Origin of the sequence: Paenibacillus sp. NRS-1781, from assembly GCF_050467745.1 — a bacterium.
GTDB lineage: Bacteria > Bacillota > Bacilli > Paenibacillales > Paenibacillaceae > Paenibacillus > Paenibacillus terrae_A.
Map to the genome: position 1 here is coordinate 225,437 of NZ_JBITPI010000044.1, position 17,765 is coordinate 243,201.

Here is a 17,765-nt window from a genome sequence, read left to right on the forward strand (position 1 = left end):
ATAAAAATAACAAACTCAGACGTGTGTGGCGCATAAGCGTCACTAGAATGGTAAGTACACAGGTAATGGTTATTTCAGGACATGATGGGTGGAGAACTGGATGCGTTGGAGAAGAGAATGGGTTATGCTAGTTTGTATATTGCTGGTGATGTGCTCGTTGAGTGGATGTACACTGACAGAACAGCAAAATGCGCCGGAGCAGATTTTTAAAAGAGCCGTTGCAGGAGTAGCGGGCAAAGAAATATTAACGTTCAAAGGACAAGCTGGTGTCATAACCAAAAACGGTCTGCTGACGAACAAACAATTTGCATATCATGGAAAAGTGAGCAATCACGATGAACTGACCATGCATTGGGGTTCTGCGTCGGCTTTTAACAAACAGTCAAGCTATGCTGCACTCGAACAAGGCGTATTCGGGGATGGGGTAACACAGGAGCGTTTTCTTCGTCTGGATGGAAAATGGATTGCGGTGACGCCTGAACGTATAGCTATGAATGGAGTAGGGATGTTAAATCGTTTTAATCCGCTTCAGGAGCTGGAGGAACTGAATGCACTGAATAAGACCGTTCGTATGGAGGCTGGGGCAGCGCGGGGAACCTGGGTAGTGAGGATTGAGCCGGAGCCTGCATCCGCAAAGCGATGGTTGAAAGAGCGTTTAATGAAAGAAATGAATGCCATAAATCCTCAACTCTTGCAAGCGAAAATGAAGTATGACGGGACAAATCGAGAGCTACAGCAAAAATTGAATCGAATATGGGCGCAGAGTTGCGAGGATATGAGTAGCCAATTAGAACATTCTGATGTGCAGGCTGTGTATCATCTGACGATAGACCGCCAAACAGGTCTGCCCCTGAAGTTGTCGTCGGAATGCCGAATTGCCCGGCAGGAGGCAATCGGAGAGGAGCATGAGGAAGCTCTGATTACCAGAGTTGCTTTTGAGGGCTACAAGTAACAGGGCGGGCATGATACAATGGATTTGGAATTAACCGTTGTTCAAAAAGAATGAAATAGAGAAGGAGAGACAACAAATGAAAGATCCCAGAATACTTAAACTGGCAGAAAATCTGGTAGGTTACTCTGTTGAGGTACAGCCGGGTGAGAACGTGCTGGTTGAAATGATCGGTACAGAGCGTGACCTGCTTAACGCCATTATTCATGAGGTGGGCAAAAAAGGTGGCAACGTTTTCGTTCAGCTTACTGATCGTAAGGTCCAGAGCGCCATGCTTCGCCATGCGACAAAGGAAATGGTGCAAACCTGGGCTGAAATAGACCTTAATCGGATGAAACAAATGCATTGCTACATTGGGATTCGCGCTGGTGAAAATGTCAATGATCTGTCAGACGTACCGGAAGACAAGATGAAATTGTATAATTCGATTTATCAGCATGCGGTACATAGCGAGCAGCGGGTGAAGCATACGAAATGGGTTGTATTGCGTTATCCGAATGACAGCATGGCGCAGTTAGCGAATACGAGCACAGAGGCGTTCGAGGATTTTTATTTCAATGTGTGCAATCTGGATTACGCGAAAATGGATAAGGCACAGGATGCGTTGGCAGACCTGATGAACCGGACGGACAAGGTGCGGATTAGCGGACCGGGCACGGATCTGAATTTCTCTATTAAGCAAATCGGTGCCATCAAATGCTCCGGTCAATGCAATATCCCGGATGGCGAAGTATATAGCGCACCCGTGCGAGATTCTGTCAACGGAACCATTAGCTATAATGCACAAACATTGTACAATGGTATCACTTTTGAAAATGTAAAATTCCGCTTTGAGAATGGTAAAATTGTAGAAGCAACGAGTAATGATACAAAGCGGCTGAACGATATTTTGGATTCTGACGAGGGAGCACGCTATATTGGGGAGTTTGCGATTGGGTTCAATCCGTATATTTTGCATCCGATGAAGGATATTCTGTTTGATGAAAAAATTGCAGGCAGCTTGCATTTTACGCCGGGTCAGGCTTATGAAACAGCAGACAACGGCAACCGTTCTTCGATCCATTGGGATTTGGTCTTGATTCAGCGTCCGGAATATGGCGGCGGCGAAATTTATTTTGACGATGTTCTAATCCGCAAAGACGGCATATTTTTACTTCCTGAGCTGGAGCCGTTAAATCCTGAGAATTTAAAATAACGATATCTCTTCTTGCTGAGAAAGCGATTTCAATGTATTATAATGGATGAGTAAAGATACATGATAATCCAGTAAAGCGAGGGATCTCTATGTCTAATAATAATGCGGCTGTTGTTGAAATTGCACAGACAGCGAGCAAGTTTACTTCTTCCATCGTCCTTCATTCCGAAAGTAAGTATATTGATGTGAAAAGTATACTTGGCTTGTTTACGACATTGGTCAGCAACCACAGCTATGAGCTTCATGTTCACGGACCTGACGCAGAGGAAGCCAAGAAAGCGATGACTGAAGTGTTCCAGAAGCATGGGCTACACATAACGGTAGCCTCCTGACTATATTCTTGGATCAAAAGCATCCCTACCTGTAACTGTAGGGATGCTTTTTTTGTCAGGTTCTTGTATTAGCCTGCAATTTGGTCTAATATTAACGATAGGACGTCTTGTGCGACATTGAGACATAGGGGGGAAGAATCCATGACTTCATCTGATTTGCAGGAACAATTGAACATCAGGGCCATTAATCTGCTTCAGGACGACGCAGATAAAATAAAGAAGCTTATTGAAGTACAGATGGAGAATCTGGCAACCCGTTATTGCCCTCTCTATGAGGAAGTGCTGGATACTCAGATGTACGGATTTTCCAAGGAAGTGGATTTTGCGGTTCGCGCCGGCCTTCTTCCGGAAATGGTAGGTAAACAGCTGGTCAGTGAGCTGGAACGCAATCTGGCTATTCTATATGAGGCCATGAACAATAAGGCCAATTAGGAAGACGGTTTTAATTGATGAGAGCATGCGAGTCTGAGAGCATGCTTTTTTTGATGCTTTTACATAATGCAATGGGACAGAGCCAACCTACCTTGAAAGGTCTACACGAGGAAGAAAGATACGCCTAACAGAACATACACAACCAGCAGCATTAATCCCTCATACCAGTTGGTTGAGCCGTCTTGGGTAATAGACTTGGCGATAAATACAGCGACGGCAATGGCGACCAGCTCAATCGTGGTGAAAACGATATTCATCGTACTTCCCATGAAGTAGCTGATGAAAATCAGCACAGGTGCAACGAATAGCGCAATTTGCAGACTACTGCCGACTGCGATTTCGACAGATGCGCCGATTTTGTTTTTCATCGCCAGCAAAATGGCCGCGCTGTGCTCAGCTGCATTACCGATAATGGCAACGAGGAATGCACCCACGAACAATTCGCTGAGTCCGAACTGGGTCGTGAATACCTCCAGTGTTCCTACAAGCCATTCGCTGACAAAGGCGACCATAACGGTAGCGATTACCAGGTAAGTGATGGATTTGTTTCTGGACCACACAGGGGCGTGCTCATGCGGCAGTTCCTCGTCCTGTTGTTCAGTAACGTCAGATAAATAGTCTTTATGTGTAATCATGGAAAAAATAAGCCACGCAATATAAGCCACAATCAGTGTGCCTGCTACAATGAGACTGAGTGTATCCGATTCACTATCCGTAATGACATGCGTATTCAGAAATACAGCTGGAACAAACAGGGCAATGACCGCCACAATCATCAGTGAACCGCTTAAGCCAGCCAGTGATACATTAAAATTTTGTACTTTGTATTTCAACCCACCGGCGAACAGGCTTGCTCCAAGCACTAGCAGCAAATTGCCGATGATCGAGCCGGTCAGACTCGCCTTCACCATATCGTAAAGACCTTCTTTGACGAGAAAGATGGCAATGATCAGTTCGGCTGCGTTGCCGAAAGTGGCATTCAAAAATCCGCCCAGACGTTGGCCTGCATAATGGGCTACGCTTTCGGTGGCTCTGCCGAGAAACCCGGCTACGAACACGACAGAGATTGCGCAAATGACGAATTGAGCGATCGCGTTCCAATGTGCGTAATGAGCGACTGCGCTAAGGGCAAAGGTCGCTACCAGCAAGCTGGGAGATAACCATTTTTTCAATGTAGTGCACCTCGATATCAAAGGATATGTACAAGTTTGGTGAATGCTGTCACTTGTATGGATTTTCTAAATTAATATACCCAAATGGATATAGGTTGTAAACGAAAGTTGTTTTTCCTACGTAAGGTTTGCAATTGCAGTGGCTGAGGCTTTACAATACAAATAAAGGATGGATGAAGGGGGACATAGGTCATGGCAGAGCAAATTCAACAACTGGAAGCAGGAAACATCAAGATTTCCAACGATGTCGTAGGTAAAATTGCGGGGATGGCTGCACTGGAGACGCCCGGCATTGCTGCAATGTCAGGTGGCTTATCTGAAGGCTGGGCCAAAAGGCTGAGTGGTAAAAATGTGCAAAAAGGCGTATCAGTGGAGGTTGGACAGTTGGAAGCTGCCATTGATCTTCGTATTATTGTACTCTACGAAACACCGATCCATGAGGTGTCCCGGATTCTTCAGCAAAATGTGCGAGAAGCTGTCGAAAGCATGACAGGTTTGCGGGTTGTGGAAGTGAACGTAAAAGTAGAGGGTGTCGCTTTCAAGGACGATGCAGTGTAAAAAAGACAAGGCGGGTCATCGACGTTTTCCGCCAGCTTTATACATGCAGGGAATTTCCCCGCGAGGATACAAATAAAACACAAAAACTGGCGGTTTCAGGATCGCCAGTTTTTGTTTGCAAATAAGCTGGATCGTATATCGCCAGATTGAACGCATCTATATACGTATACAAAAGAACTTCCAAGACCACCGTCGCCGGCGATCGGGAAGTTCTTTTTTTAACGGGAACGGTTGGCTCTACGAGTTTGAAAACGGTTAGGCACTTCGGTCCGAACTGCTACTCCTGTAGTACGTTCCTGTACTGCCTGTCTGGTGTTTTCGCGGGAGATGCTGAGCATGATTCCGATGGAGAACATCGTGACGAGAAGGGATGATCCACCAAAACTGATAAAAGGAAGCGTAACCCCGGTGATCGGAATAGTCTGGGTTACACCGCCGATATTAATGAACGCCTGAATGGCGATCAGGCCCATAATACCTGTACCCACCAACGTCCCAAACGGATCATGGCAACGCAAGGCGATAAGCATCCCTCGCCAAATAAAATACAGATACAGCATCAGAAATATGGCTGTTCCGATGAATCCAAATTCTTCACCAATTACGGAAAAAATAAAGTCATTAAAAGAGTTAGGCAAATAGTGAAGCTTGATAATGCCCTTGCCAAATCCAGACCCACTTATTCCGCCTTCCCCTATAGCTTGCAAGGACTGCACCAGATTATATCCGACTCCCTGTTTATATTTCATGGGATTGAGGAAGGCTTGAAAACGTCCGATTTTGTAATCTTGTTGGGCTATGGCTTGTCCATCTGTAGCTCCAGAATTTCCTCCAAACAACGACCCAATACCAAAAACGATGGAAGCACCTAACACGAGCAGAGCGATTGATGCCGTAATATGCTTGATACTGGCTCCCCCTGCATAAATAATCAGGCCGCTGGTGGCTACCAAAATAAAGCAGGAGCCGAAATCAGGTTGTAGCATGATGAGCCCTGCAACAAAACCTACAATGACGGTTACAGGTATGTAGCCAGCTCGCAAATCTCTAAACCGGTCCCCTTTTTTGACGATCAGTGCAGATAAATACAGGATAATGGAGATTTTCGCAAGCTCGGTTGGCTGGAATCCAACACTACCAAACCTGAGCCAGCTTTTTGCGCCGTTAAGAGAGCCTGTAAAAAGAACGATGACCAGCAGTAAAACCGTAATGAAAAATAAAGGTACAAATAGCTTTTTATATTTTTCCATCTTAATGTTCATTGCAATCAACATAATGAAAAGTCCAAGTATAGCAAATGACGCTTGGCGCTTCACAAAATATAAAGAGTCAAAATTGGTTTCTTTATTCAGCAGAGCTACGCTGGAGCTGGCGCTAAATACCATGATTACGCCGAATCCAACCAGCAACAAGGTGAGGATCAGCAATTGGAAATCCGGTGTGCCTCTTTTTCGAGTCTCCGGTTTCGTATTTCTCATATCAGCTTCCCCCGGTATTCGCCGCAAGTTACCTCGCAGGCGTTTATCATTATTATTTTATCGTCTATCCATTTAATCATAGTATTTTTGGAGGGCTTCTGCAACCTCCATACAGCAACGGATATCGCAACAATTCCATATCTGCTACAATAGAATACAAAATAAGGTTTGAGAGCGTGGCACATACGTTGTGAAGCTGCAAGATTTATCGGGAAGCTGCCCAGTGTTTTAAAAGGAGAGGTGGAGCAATATGACACAACATGGGACAGATAAGAGCTGGTTTGACCAGCTACAGGAACATATGGTGGAGTGGCGCAGATATTTACATAAAAATCCTGAAATCTCTTTTCAGGAAAGCAAAACCGCAGCCTTTGTAGCGGACAAGCTGGAGAACTGGGGGATTGAGGTTCGCCGTCACGTAGGAGGGCACGGTGTTGTCGGTACCATTCGTAGTTCCAAGCCCGGGCCTGTTGTGATGCTGCGCGCCGATATGGATGCTCTCCCCATTCAGGATGAGAAAGAATGCGAATATCGTTCCAGCATAGACGGGGCCATGCATGCATGCGGACATGACGGGCATACGTCCGTTTTGCTCGGAACGGCTTACTATTTTAGTCTGCATCGGGATGAGCTGGAAGGAGAAATACGGTTCTTGTTCCAGCCTGCGGAGGAATTGTTGCCCGGTGGCGCGGTCCATGTACTGAAGGATGGTGTGCTGGAAGGTGTAGACGTTATTTACGGCATCCATCTGTGGACACCGTTCCCGGTCGGAACGGCTGCGAGTTGCGCAGGGCCGTTGATGGCGGCGGCGGACGATTTTTATATTGAAATCACGGGTAAGGGTGGTCATGGCGGTATGCCTCAGTCTACCCATGATAGTGTGGTAGCGGGTTCAGCTCTTGTTATGCAACTGCAAAGCATCGTGAGCCGTTCAGTGGACCCTTTGCGGCCTGCTGTGCTGACGGTGGGAACAATTCAAGCGGGAGCTGCGCAAAATGTGATTGCGGAAACATGCCGCCTGAGCGGGACGATCCGTACGTTTGACGAGGAAACGCGGACGGTGATGAAGGATCGGCTGCATGCGGTTACGGAGCATACAGCGGCAACTTACGGAACAACAGCCAATATTCGTTATATTATGGGGTACCCGCCTGTGGTAAATGATGCACACGAAGCTTCGCGTTTCTTTAAGGAAGCAGGATCCGTTTTCGGTGAGGGAAAAGTTCAGGAAGCGTCGAAGCTGATGCCTGCCGAAGATTTTGCTTATTATCTGGAACGTGTGCCTGGCTGCTTCATGTTCGTGGGAGCAGGTAACCCTGCTAAAGGAGCCATTTATCCGCATCACCACCCTAAGTTTGATTTTGACGAGGACGCGATGATTAAGGCGGTTCGTTTGTTTATTGCGATGTCTACCGGATATGCAGCGGAGCGAAAAATAGAAAATTCCAGCCGCTGACAGCTAACGTGAGCTGAAACTGTACGAGCTGATTTGGTGTATGAGCAGAATGAAATGGGGTACCCTACTCTTGAAAAGGAGGGAGTACCCATGAAAAAGGTTCAGGAAGTTATGACTGAAAAATGTGTAACGGTTACCCCGCAAGACAATATTTATGAAATTGCGCTCAAAATGAAGGACAACGACACCGGTTTTATCCCGGTTGTGGAGAGTGAAGGCAGTGACAAGCTCATCGGTGTGGTAACGGACCGTGACCTTGTCGTTCGCGGTTATGCGGCTAAGCATTCCGGCTCTAGTTCGGTCGACACAGTGATGACAACAGGCATCCGTACAGCTCAAGCCGACATGTCGGTGGATCAGGCAGCCGAGCTGATGGCGGAGCAGCAAATCCGCCGTCTGCCGGTAACGGAGGGGGATCGTTTGATCGGGATTGTTTCGATTGGCGATCTGGCTGTACGTAATATTTTTGCAGACAACGCTGGAGAGGCGCTTAGCCATATTTCCGAGCAGGTTCACTAGGTAAAAAAGCAAGGATAGGCCTGGATGACAAGGAGTTCAACCCGTATATGGGTTGGACTTCTTGTTATTCTGGTTGATCTGCGAATAAACGGACAAACTGTTTGTTATAAATAGAACTTAAGATGATGTGCTATAGATTGACAGGAGGTAATTATGAATCCGGATCACCCTTGTATTGTACAACGCGATTTTACCGTTTTGCTGGAAACCGGCCTGCCCGCTTCAGAGCATGCACGTTCACAGTTGCAGGTCTATGCGGAGCTGGTTAAAAGCCCATCCGCTTTTCATACATATCACATCACTCCCTTGTCCCTGTGGAATGCGGCCGCCCTTGGGTGGAGTGCCGCCGATGTTCAACATAGTCTACAATCCATGTCCCGTTGGGAAATTCCCCGTGAATTGTTAAAGGATATTGAACAGCTCGTCGCCCGTTACGGGACGCTTACGCTGTCACGGGCGAAAGTGGAAGAAAAGGGCCGTTACAGCATACATACTGCTGATCTGAACAGTATTGAGCAGGATACAACTATAGGCATGGAGCTGGATACAGCTCATAGCTGTACAGCAGCTGAATGCTTGATATTGACAGCGGACAGCCCGGCTTTACTGGATGAACTGCTGCTCAAGCACGATCTTGAGCAGCTTGGTTTGCTTCGTGACAGTGAAGTGACCGTGTCGGTTCCGCCAGAAAATCGGGGCCTGCTCAAGCAGGAACTGACACGACTTGGATTCCCGGTCATGGATACGGCAGGCTATCTTGAGGGGAATCAGCTTCGTTTTTCTCTAGGTCAGGGACAAACGGAGATGAAGCTTCGTGATTATCAAGCGGAGGCAGCCGAGGCGTTTGAAGGGGCTGACGGTCTGGGTGGCAGCGGTGTGCTTGTGCTTCCGTGTGGAGCGGGAAAAACCGTGATTGGTATGGCGGTGATGGAGCGGCTCCAGTGCGAGGTGCTTATTTTAACCTCTAATACCACATCTGTTCGACAATGGATTGAGGAATTGAAGCTGAAGACGGATATTCCAGTTGATTCCATTGGAGAATACAGTGGACAGAAAAAGGAAGTTCGTCCGATTACGGCGGCAACCTATCAGATTTTAACACATCGACGTACTAAAGATGGAGAATTTGAGCATATGAAGCTGCTGAGCGAGCGCAAATGGGGGCTAATTGTATATGATGAGGTGCATTTGCTGCCCGCGCCGGTATTTCGAGCAACGGCGGATATCCAGGCCACCCGTCGTTTGGGATTGACCGCGACGCTGGTTCGGGAGGACGGGTGTGAGCGGGATGTGTTCTCCTTGATCGGACCTAAACGGTACGACATGCCGTGGAAGGTGCTGGAGCGACAGGGCTGGATCGCCCAGGTCGATTGTGTGGAGCTGCGGCTTCCCATGTCGGCTGCGCTTCTGGAGCGTAGTATGCGTGCTGAAGGCAGACAGCAGTACCGGATTGCCGCCGAAAATCCGGCCAAGCTGGAAGCGGTGCGAAGCCTGATGCAGCAGCACAAGGGCTTGCCCACGCTTATTATTGGGCAATATTTGGATCAATTGCGTATGTTGGCGCAGGAGCTGAGCGTGCCGTTAATAACCGGGTCTATGAGCCAGGCTGAACGGGTGCGGTGGTTCGATGCGTTCCGCAACGGCACAATTCGGACCCTGCTGGTGTCCAAGGTGGCGAACTTTGCTGTGGATTTGCCGGATGCGGCTGTAGCTATAGAGGTATCGGGCAGCTTTGGCTCCCGTCAGGAGGAGGCACAGCGGCTTGGCCGTATTTTGCGACCGAAGTCTGGTGAAAATAAGGCTTATTTTTATGCGCTGGTGACGGAAAACAGTAAGGAGACGGATTTTGCAGCCCGCCGTCAGCTGTTTCTGATTGAGCAGGGCTATGAATATGCGATTCGCAGATTCAGTTTGGGGGAGGTTATCAGGAACCTGAATGATGAGGCTGAAGCTGGTGGAAAGAAAAGGGAGGCGTGATCAAGGATGGGCGTAACGGACACGGAAGGTGGCTGGAAGGAGCTTGCATCGGATGAGCTGTTGGTATTACGTCGATGCTTTATCCAATACGCGGGACAGCCCATGAAGGAAGAAGAGCCATTGCGGCTTACCAGGGGAGCATTGAGCGGAGCCGAAACGAAACTGGCACTGCACGGACTGCGCGACCGGGGCTGGCTGGAGGCGGTTACCAAATCGTGGGGCGAACGAATGTTATATATTCCGGTTTATCGGCTGTCGGATCTGTACGAAATGCTGTTGGAGCAAAGTCAAAGTACGATGAAAGCGATGGGTACAGATCAACCGCTGACGGTGCATGAAGCGATGACGGGACTGGAAGCGGAGCTGCTACATGTGTTGTCCCGTATTGCAGTGCAGGGAGTACCTTTGACAGCGAAAGGGACCATTCATAAACGGTCGCTGCAAAAGTTAAACGAGTTGACTCCCTTTCATCCAGAAGATTTGACTGGGCTTGGGCTTCAATATGCGCACGCCGAGCTGTATCCGGTACAAACGGTGGTGGTGATGGACTTGCTGCTCAGCCTGGGCTTGCTGGTGAAGGAAGCTGTTTCTTTTCATATTCAGGAAGCCGGGCTGGTAGCTTGGGTTCAATTGTCCGCTTGGCAAATGCGCAAGCATATTCTTGTCACAATCATGGAAAGGTACGGTAAGGCCGAAGCGTCAATGCAGCATTTTCGTTATGTGCTGTGCGTTGCCTCCACTCATGCGGGACCTGAAGGCTGGATACCTATCGGGCCGTTGCTCCAATGGATGACTCAGACGGGACTGATTACGAAGGAGAGTCTGAGTAAAGAGGATATGAAAAGTAGTGATCCTTTGGAGTGCAATACAGTCTCTGATTTCAACTTTAACGGACAATACATAGATATGGTTAAGGGATGGCTGACCGCACTGACCGCCTTTGGAATGGGTGATTGGGGGCTGACCGCGTCGGGAGAACTGTGTTTTCGCTGGAACGTACCAGTGCTGGATATGCTTCGTTCCGATGATGAGAAGGATGCGGTTCAGGAGCCAGGTACCTTTTATGTACAGCCGGATTTTGAAATATTGGTGCCGCCGGATGTAGCTTATGATGTGCGCTGGAAGCTGGAATGCTTCTGCGAACGTGTAACGGGGGATCGGATGGTGGTATACCGGATCACCCGAGACAGTGTTACAGAGGCGATTGAGCTGGGGATGGAGGCCAAAGCTATTCCTGCTCTTTTGGACAAATTTAGCCGTACAGGCGTGCCTGACCATGTACGCATGGCAGTGGAGCAGTGGGCAGGGGATGTGGGACGGACAGCGTTTGCAACGGTAACACTTCTGCGCTGTGGTGCCCGAGAGGACGCAGACACTGCTGCAAGTCACCCCGGACTGGCTGGATTGCTTGAACGGATTGGTGAAAGGGACTTTATTATTCCGGCACGTTCGGCTGCCCAAATCCGCAGGACACTTGCTACGATTGGGCTAAGTCCGCGCCGGGAGCTGGAGGGGGTGGACGAGCCGGTTCACCGTTATCCACTGGTTGGCGAAACGTTAATAGACTCAACTCAGGAATGGCCGATATTTTCTCAAGAGGGAAGGGCGGGTTTGGTTTATACGGGGCGAACGTTGCATTTTTATGAACGGGAGAAAACACTACCTGACCCATCCGATTATTTTCCAGAGAAATCGGCAGTACCCGCGTCATGGACGAAAGAATGGAGAAGCTACCATGCATCCACCGCCCGACAGCTCATGGAACAGGCGATTCGCTGGCAAGCGGCGGTAGGACTGCGAATCGGTGAAAAAGAGGTCAAATGGATACCAGAAGCGGTGGCTCCCGGTGAGCCGTGGAGTGTGACTGGCTGGTATGCTACCGGAATGGACGGTGAGACGTTGCCCCGCACGACTTTACAGCCGGGGGAATGGTCGGACATGCGTCTGCTGGTTCCTTTTACATAGAAGAGCCAGGATGTGCATGAAACTCCTTCTTCTCAAAAGAAGGATGTGGTATGATAAATGAGTCTACTTTACCAGTAGAACTTTATATAAAGTGAGATGAACATTCATGAGCGTAGCCGAATTGAATACGGTCAATATGGCAGAAGTGCTTATTAACGCCTATGAATTGGGCGATATGGTCAACCGGTCCTTTGAGGTATCGGATTATTTATATTGGAAACAGCGTGTGGAATTGAATCCGTCGATTCAGGCGTGTGTGCGCAAGCTGAATGCCAAAAAGGAGCTGTTCGCGGAAACAGAACGCTTTGGGCATTTTCACCCAAACTTTCATGAAGCGAAGGATGCAGTGCAGCTCGTTGAACTGGAGCTTGAACAATTTCAGGAGGTTCAGGAGTTCAAACGGGCAGAAAGGGCGTTGGATGATATGCTCCATGCCATGTCCGAAACGATTGCTTATTCTGTGTCCGACACCATTAAGGTGCCGAGCAATGATCCGAATGTGAAAAAGGGTGGCTGCGGTAGCGGAGGCAAGTGCTCCTGCGGATAGGCCATAGGGATGATATCGAATGGAGGGGAGATGAAGCGAATGTTTGCCGAGCGGACAGGGTACATCATTTGGGTAAGCGATATCAAGGCTGCCCGCAATTTGGAGAAATACGGGAATGTCCACTATATTTCGAGGCGTATGCATTATGTTGTCATTTACATGAATGCGGATCGGGCAGAGGATACCGTTAAAAATATTCGCAGGCTTTCCTATGTACGCAAGGTCGAACGCTCCTTCCGAAATGAGATAAGGACGGAGTATAACGACGATAAGGAAAAATTAAAAGAGTATGAAATATAATTTTTAAAGGTGTTATTTTTCAAGTTTTATTAAAAAGTCAGCCTATGGGCTGGCTTTTTTTTATCAAGTCAGGACTTTTGCATAATAGCCTTAATGCTGATAGACCTAAAATAATCTTTAAAAATTAGCGATAAACTTCAATTTTGTAACTTGTAGTCCCGGGTCTGTTGAGGTAACATATGAATATATTGGTAGATATAAAGACCTATCTGGTGGGGAGAGTGATCCCGTGCGTGACAAGGCAATGCAGCGATGGAGTACATACGAACCGTTCTACGTAGAGATGGGCGACAAGAAGGTCGCCGATATTGTGATTACAAATCATGCGCAAACACGCTACTTAGACCGTATAGAACAGAAACAGTCCGAAACGAATCATATCGCCGCCTGGCTTTGGGAATGCCTGAAGCAAAACAGGATGGAGTCCTATTATCACAATGAAGAGGATGTATATTTAATTGATGGTGACCTGGTCGTCGTGGCCGAATTTGGTGAGTTGCCTGGCGAAATGGATATTGCGGGTAACCCGCTCCACAAAATGATTGTGATCACCTTTTTGGGACGGATGTCAGAGACCATTGAACTGCGGGATTTGAAGTCATACTATTCTTGGCTGCGCCATTCGCGGCGTATGACACTGATGAAAAGCACCCGCAAACGGAAATAGACGTTGATTTGGCGGAAGGGATGTCGCTCAGTACCTTATCTATTAGAAGTATGCAGGAATCAGCTGCATACTTTTTTTATTATAAAATCTATAATAAAAATCCACTAATTTAGGTCTGTTTTCTTGGGAATCCTTCGACAGATGTTTTTCTTATGTTAAAATAAGGAGATCAGAGAGGGGAGAGGGCTGTCAGTATGAACTTTCATCAGCTGCATATTTTTTATACGGTAGCGGAGCGGGGGAGCTTCTCCGCAGCGGCGCAAGCGCTGCATATGACGCAACCTGCCGTGACGATGCAAATTCAGTCTTTGGAAGATTATTTTGGTACGAAGCTACTGCATCGATCTACCAAAAAAATCGAGCTGTCGGAGGCAGGAGCGACACTGCTGCCTTTTGCGAAAAAAAGCATGCAGCTAATTCGGGAAGCTGATGAGGCGATGTCTGCTTTTACTCACATGCTGGAGGGGAGATTACATATTGGCGCAAGTCTTACGATTGGCGAGTACATTGTGCCGAGAATGTTGGGGCCGTTTGGTCAGGAGTACCCTCATATACGCATGGCAATGAACGTAATGAATACGACTCAAATTATGGATGATATTTTAAAGCATCAATTGAATTTAGGGCTGATTGAAGCACCGGTTCAACACCCGGATATCGTGGTGGAGCCCGTTATGCAGGATGAGCTGAAGCTGATTGTTCCTTCGGATCATGTACTGGCCAAGGCCAAAAAGGTAGTTCTGGAGGACGTGTTTAAGCATCCTTTTGTAGCAAGAGAAAAGGGGTCAGGTACAAGGCAGGTGATAGAGGATGAGCTGAAAAGCCGTGGTGTTGATGCGTCCCGACTTTCCATCGTTATGGAGATGGGCAGCACTGGAGCGGTCAAATCGGCGGTTGAGGCTGGATTAGGTATTACGATGCTATCGCCTTCTTCGGTGAAGCACGAGGTTGCACTCGGATTGCTGAAAATCGTAAATATTACCGATATCACCTTTAAACGCGAGTTTTATGCTATTCATCTGAAATCAGCGCTATTGCCGATTCCGGTGGTGACCTTTCTGTCATTCTTGCGTCGTCATGATCAGGGAACGAACGTGTCCGGGGATACGGTGGACGAGCTTGCAGAGATGAAAGAGGAGGAGAATGCGTAATGGAGGAGCAGACGAATTCGGGACGATACGATTTGCACACTCACACTCAGGCATCTGACGGAATGCAGCCACCAGCGGACAATGTGCGTTGGGCCAAGGAAAAAGGACTGGCAGGGGTTGCAATTACGGATCATGATACGGTAGCTGGGCTGGAGGAAGCTCTTGAGGAAGGACAGAGATTAGGTATTACAGTGGTGCCGGGTGTGGAAATTAGCACACGGGCAGGCGGTAAGGATATTCATATACTCGGTTATTTTATGGATTACCGTAATGAGGTTTTTTTGGAACGGTTGGAAAAGCTGCGTCAGGCGAGGGATACCCGCAATGATCTGATTTTAAGTCGGCTGCGTAGCCTGGGTGTGGAAATCACACTGGGTGAGGTGGTAGCTACGATGGGCAGACCGCTGGCGCCGGATGAAAGCATTGGACGTCCGCATATGGCGGATACGATGGTGCAAAAAGGCTATGCGAAGGATATGAGGGATGCGTTTGACCGTTATTTGGCAGAGGGAGCGCCCGGTTATGTATCTGTGCCCCGAGTGGAGCCTGCGGAGGCCATAAGCTGGATTCGGGAAGCAGCAGGGGTACCGGTGGTGGCTCACCCTGGATTGTATGGCAATGATGAGCTGGTTCGCTCCATTGTAGAGGAGGCGAAGCCTGCGGGCTTGGAGGTGCGACATTCAGACCATGACGATGCGGCTGAGAGTCGATATGCCGCAATGGCGGCACACTACGGGCTGATCCCGACTGGTGGCTCGGATTTTCATGGTGCACGCCAAGGCGTTATTTTTCACGGTGATCTGGGCAGCCGTAGTGTGGAGAGTCAGGTCGTTGAGGAGTTGAGAAAGGCTGCTGTTGGACAAAAGTAAGGAGTGTAGAGCTTTTACGCAAAGATGAGCTGCTATTGCACATATATGAAAATGTATCACAGAATGACGATAGGAAACACAAATAGCCCCTTGTATTGTGTCTGCACACATGAAGTGTGGCTTTGCACAAGGTAAGGGGCTTTAAGTGGATGCAAGGGACTTGTCCGCTATGCTGTGCTTCGCGGCGGGCGTTCCTGAATGCATACTTGTTTACAAAATTGTGCTAGTGCGGCTCAGCCGTTTTTGATGCGATTTGGCAGCTTTTTGACCAGTTCCTCGTCTGGTGTGATAAAGAGCGTACGTTGATGATCGTAGATAACAAAGCCGGGCTTGGCTCCGCTAGGCTTGCGAACATGCCGGATCAAGGTGGCGTCTACGGGCACGCTGCTGGATTGTTTGGCCTGGCTGAAATAGGCAGCGAGCTGAGCTGCTTCCTCCAGCGTTGTGTCTCCGAATTGCTCGGCGCGAATAACGACGTGTGACCCCGGAATATCCTTTGTATGCAGCCACGTGTCATTAGGCCCGGCGAGTCGGTTCGTCACATATTCGTTCTGTAAGTTGTTTTTGCCGACCAGCAGCTCGATGCCTTCGGATGATGTATATACGTGTAGGGTTGGATGGTCCGTTTTCTTCTTTTTCTTCCCTTTTTTGACCCGATCTCGGAGATAGCCTTGCTGAACCAGTTCCTCACGTATTTCCTCAATGTCGTTCATGGAGGCATGAGCTAGTTGCTGTAGGAGATTGTCCATATACCGAATTTCTTCGTGTGTTTTCTCCAGTTGTTCATCAATGACAGCCAGGCTGTTTTTATATTTATTGTACTTTTTGAAGTACCGTTGCGCATTATCTGATGGGCCCAGCAACGGGTCCAGCGGGATGGTCATCAGACGCTGCTCTTCATCATAAAAGTTAGTGAGCGTCACTTCCTTGTCGCCCTTTTTCACTTCATGCAGCGAAGCGAACAGCAGCTCCCCGTAAATGCGAAATTGATCGGCGTCCTCCGCCTCAGCTAAATCCTGATGCAGATGGTCGAGTTTTTTTACGTTTTTGCTCCGTTCATTTTGCAGGAAGCGCAGCAGGTCACTGACCTTTTGCTTGACCGTATCCCGTTCTGCTTTTTCACCGAAAAAGTCCTCCATGCACTCACTGATCGTAGTGTATTCTTTGCGCTCTCCTTGAATCAACGTGAGGGGAATGGCAGAAAATATCACTTTTCCCTGTGCGTTCAGACCGGATACCGGCTGAAAACGATGATTCCGCACGTCATCCATGATGTGAGTAAAGGTATTCCACAGCGGACGATAATCCTCAGCGGGTGCTTCGTTGGAAACTCGGGTCAGCATCTCCTCGGCAATAAGGGGACTCAGTCCAGTAAAGGTGTTCACGATCCAGCGTTTGGGAGCTTCTTCGGCTTCGATAGCTGTCTGATATGAGGATGCAAAAGCTGTTTCTTCCGTTTCCAGCGGATTCAGCTTATTTTGTTCAGGAGGCTCCGTGTATTGAAAGCCGGGCATGATGATCCGATAGCTGCTGATAGACGGTGTGACATGATGGATGCCGTCCAGCATAACGCCTGTTTCCGGGTCAAGCAAAATAATGTTGCTGTGTCTGCCCATCAGCTCAATGATAATTCGCTTGAGTGAAATATCCCCCAGCTCATCGCGCTGACGCACATCCATGTGAATAATACGCTCCATACCCACCTGGGTAATTTTCTCGATGATACCACCTTCGCAATACTTGCGAAGCAGCATACAGAACATAGGGGCCTCCGTCGGATTGAGAAAGCTTTGTTCTGTAAAATGTACACGCGGGAATGTCGGGTTGGCCGACAGCAGCAGCTTGACGCTCCCACCTTGAGCACGCAGATTCAGTAAGATATCGTGATCGTTCGGCTGATGTATTTTATTGATGCGCCCACCCCGGATGCCTTGCAGCCCGTGTACGATAGCGCGGGTTACGATTCCGTCCAATGCCATAATGTCTGTTCTCCTTTGAAGCAAATATTTTTGCCTTCCTTCTATGATACATAACTTTGGGACAAAACTTAAGCGGCATTGTGATATTTCAGGTCCTGTCCGAATAGATTGAATCTAGAAAGTCTGTCCAGCTTATCAGCATTCGTGGCACAAAAACGCAATTACGGGCAGCCATCCTACGCACTACCGACGGAAACGGACTATCTGACCGGGAGGGAA

The 17,765-nt window shown here is 48.3% G+C and carries 17 protein-coding genes; 14 read left to right on the forward strand and 3 right to left on the reverse strand.

Annotation, left to right across the window (positions count from 1 at the left end):
* Positions 1–100: 100 nt before the first annotated feature.
* The 4 genes from ACIFO6_RS16845 (at position 101) to ACIFO6_RS16860 (ending at position 2,908) form a co-directional block, all read left to right on the forward strand.
* Positions 101–952, forward strand: coding sequence for a hypothetical protein (locus ACIFO6_RS16845; protein ID WP_430042120.1), 852 nt, complete (start codon positions 101–103; stop codon positions 950–952).
* 76 nt (positions 953–1,028) lie between these two features.
* Entirely contained in the window at positions 1,029–2,144 is a 1,116-nt protein-coding gene (locus tag ACIFO6_RS16850) for an aminopeptidase (RefSeq protein ID WP_025684244.1), read from the forward strand.
* A gap of 89 nt (positions 2,145–2,233) precedes the next feature.
* Positions 2,234–2,476, forward strand: a complete 243-nt coding sequence (locus tag ACIFO6_RS16855) for an HPr family phosphocarrier protein (protein WP_430042123.1) — start codon at positions 2,234–2,236, stop codon at positions 2,474–2,476.
* 141 nt (positions 2,477–2,617) lie between these two features.
* Complete coding sequence (locus ACIFO6_RS16860) at positions 2,618–2,908, forward strand: YlaN family protein (RefSeq protein ID WP_014282319.1); 291 nt, start codon at positions 2,618–2,620, stop codon at positions 2,906–2,908.
* A gap of 101 nt (positions 2,909–3,009) precedes the next feature.
* On the opposite strand, the gene cax is transcribed toward ACIFO6_RS16860, so the two are convergent.
* On the reverse strand, positions 3,010–4,080 hold the full coding sequence (gene cax, locus ACIFO6_RS16865) for a calcium/proton exchanger (RefSeq protein ID WP_430042125.1): 1,071 nt from the start codon (positions 4,078–4,080) through the stop codon (positions 3,010–3,012).
* Positions 4,081–4,272: 192 nt separating this feature from the next.
* Here cax and ACIFO6_RS16870 point away from each other — a divergent pair, with 192 nt between their 5' ends.
* A complete protein-coding gene (locus tag ACIFO6_RS16870) occupies positions 4,273–4,638 on the forward strand; it encodes an Asp23/Gls24 family envelope stress response protein (RefSeq protein WP_013310912.1) in 366 nt (121 codons plus the stop codon).
* A gap of 218 nt (positions 4,639–4,856) precedes the next feature.
* Here the strand turns inward: ACIFO6_RS16870 and ACIFO6_RS16875 are convergent, their stop codons facing one another.
* Positions 4,857–6,116 (reverse strand): FtsW/RodA/SpoVE family cell cycle protein, encoded by a 1,260-nt coding sequence (locus tag ACIFO6_RS16875; RefSeq protein ID WP_430042127.1) that lies wholly within the window; start codon positions 6,114–6,116, stop codon positions 4,857–4,859.
* A 250-nt stretch (positions 6,117–6,366) separates the two neighbouring features.
* Between ACIFO6_RS16875 and ACIFO6_RS16880 the strand changes: the two genes are divergently transcribed.
* The 9 genes from ACIFO6_RS16880 to ACIFO6_RS16920 all read left to right on the forward strand — a co-directional run bounded on the left by ACIFO6_RS16880 (position 6,367) and on the right by ACIFO6_RS16920 (position 15,567).
* Positions 6,367–7,572, forward strand: a complete 1,206-nt coding sequence (locus ACIFO6_RS16880) for a M20 metallopeptidase family protein (protein ID WP_430042129.1) — start codon at positions 6,367–6,369, stop codon at positions 7,570–7,572.
* A 90-nt stretch (positions 7,573–7,662) separates the two neighbouring features.
* Positions 7,663–8,091, forward strand: a complete 429-nt coding sequence (locus ACIFO6_RS16885; RefSeq protein WP_014282315.1) for a CBS domain-containing protein — start codon at positions 7,663–7,665, stop codon at positions 8,089–8,091.
* A 153-nt stretch (positions 8,092–8,244) separates the two neighbouring features.
* Positions 8,245–10,068, forward strand: a complete 1,824-nt coding sequence (locus ACIFO6_RS16890; protein WP_430042131.1) for a DNA repair helicase XPB — start codon at positions 8,245–8,247, stop codon at positions 10,066–10,068.
* A 6-nt stretch (positions 10,069–10,074) separates the two neighbouring features.
* A complete protein-coding gene (locus tag ACIFO6_RS16895; protein WP_430042133.1) occupies positions 10,075–12,033 on the forward strand; it encodes a helicase-associated domain-containing protein in 1,959 nt (652 codons plus the stop codon).
* Between the two features lie 106 nt (positions 12,034–12,139).
* A complete protein-coding gene (locus ACIFO6_RS16900) occupies positions 12,140–12,580 on the forward strand; it encodes a YlbF family regulator (RefSeq protein ID WP_430042135.1) in 441 nt (146 codons plus the stop codon).
* Between the two features lie 39 nt (positions 12,581–12,619).
* Entirely contained in the window at positions 12,620–12,880 is a 261-nt protein-coding gene (locus ACIFO6_RS16905; RefSeq protein ID WP_014282311.1) for a YlbG family protein, read from the forward strand.
* Positions 12,881–13,109: 229 nt separating this feature from the next.
* The gene (locus ACIFO6_RS16910; RefSeq protein WP_014282310.1) at positions 13,110–13,547 is read left to right on the forward strand and encodes a hypothetical protein; all 438 of its coding nucleotides are present in this window, start codon (positions 13,110–13,112) and stop codon (positions 13,545–13,547) included.
* 194 nt (positions 13,548–13,741) lie between these two features.
* Positions 13,742–14,698 carry a selenium metabolism-associated LysR family transcriptional regulator gene (locus ACIFO6_RS16915; protein ID WP_430042137.1) on the forward strand — a complete coding sequence of 319 codons (957 nt, stop codon included), beginning with the start codon at positions 13,742–13,744 and terminating at the stop codon, positions 14,696–14,698.
* Entirely contained in the window at positions 14,698–15,567 is an 870-nt protein-coding gene (locus ACIFO6_RS16920) for a PHP domain-containing protein (protein ID WP_430042139.1), read from the forward strand. The genes ACIFO6_RS16915 and ACIFO6_RS16920 overlap by 1 nt, the downstream gene beginning before the upstream one ends.
* Positions 15,568–15,800: 233 nt before the next feature.
* Here the strand turns inward: ACIFO6_RS16920 and ACIFO6_RS16925 are convergent, their stop codons facing one another.
* Complete coding sequence (locus ACIFO6_RS16925) at positions 15,801–17,546, reverse strand: Rqc2 family fibronectin-binding protein (protein ID WP_430042141.1); 1,746 nt, start codon at positions 17,544–17,546, stop codon at positions 15,801–15,803.
* Positions 17,547–17,765 lie beyond the last annotated feature (219 nt).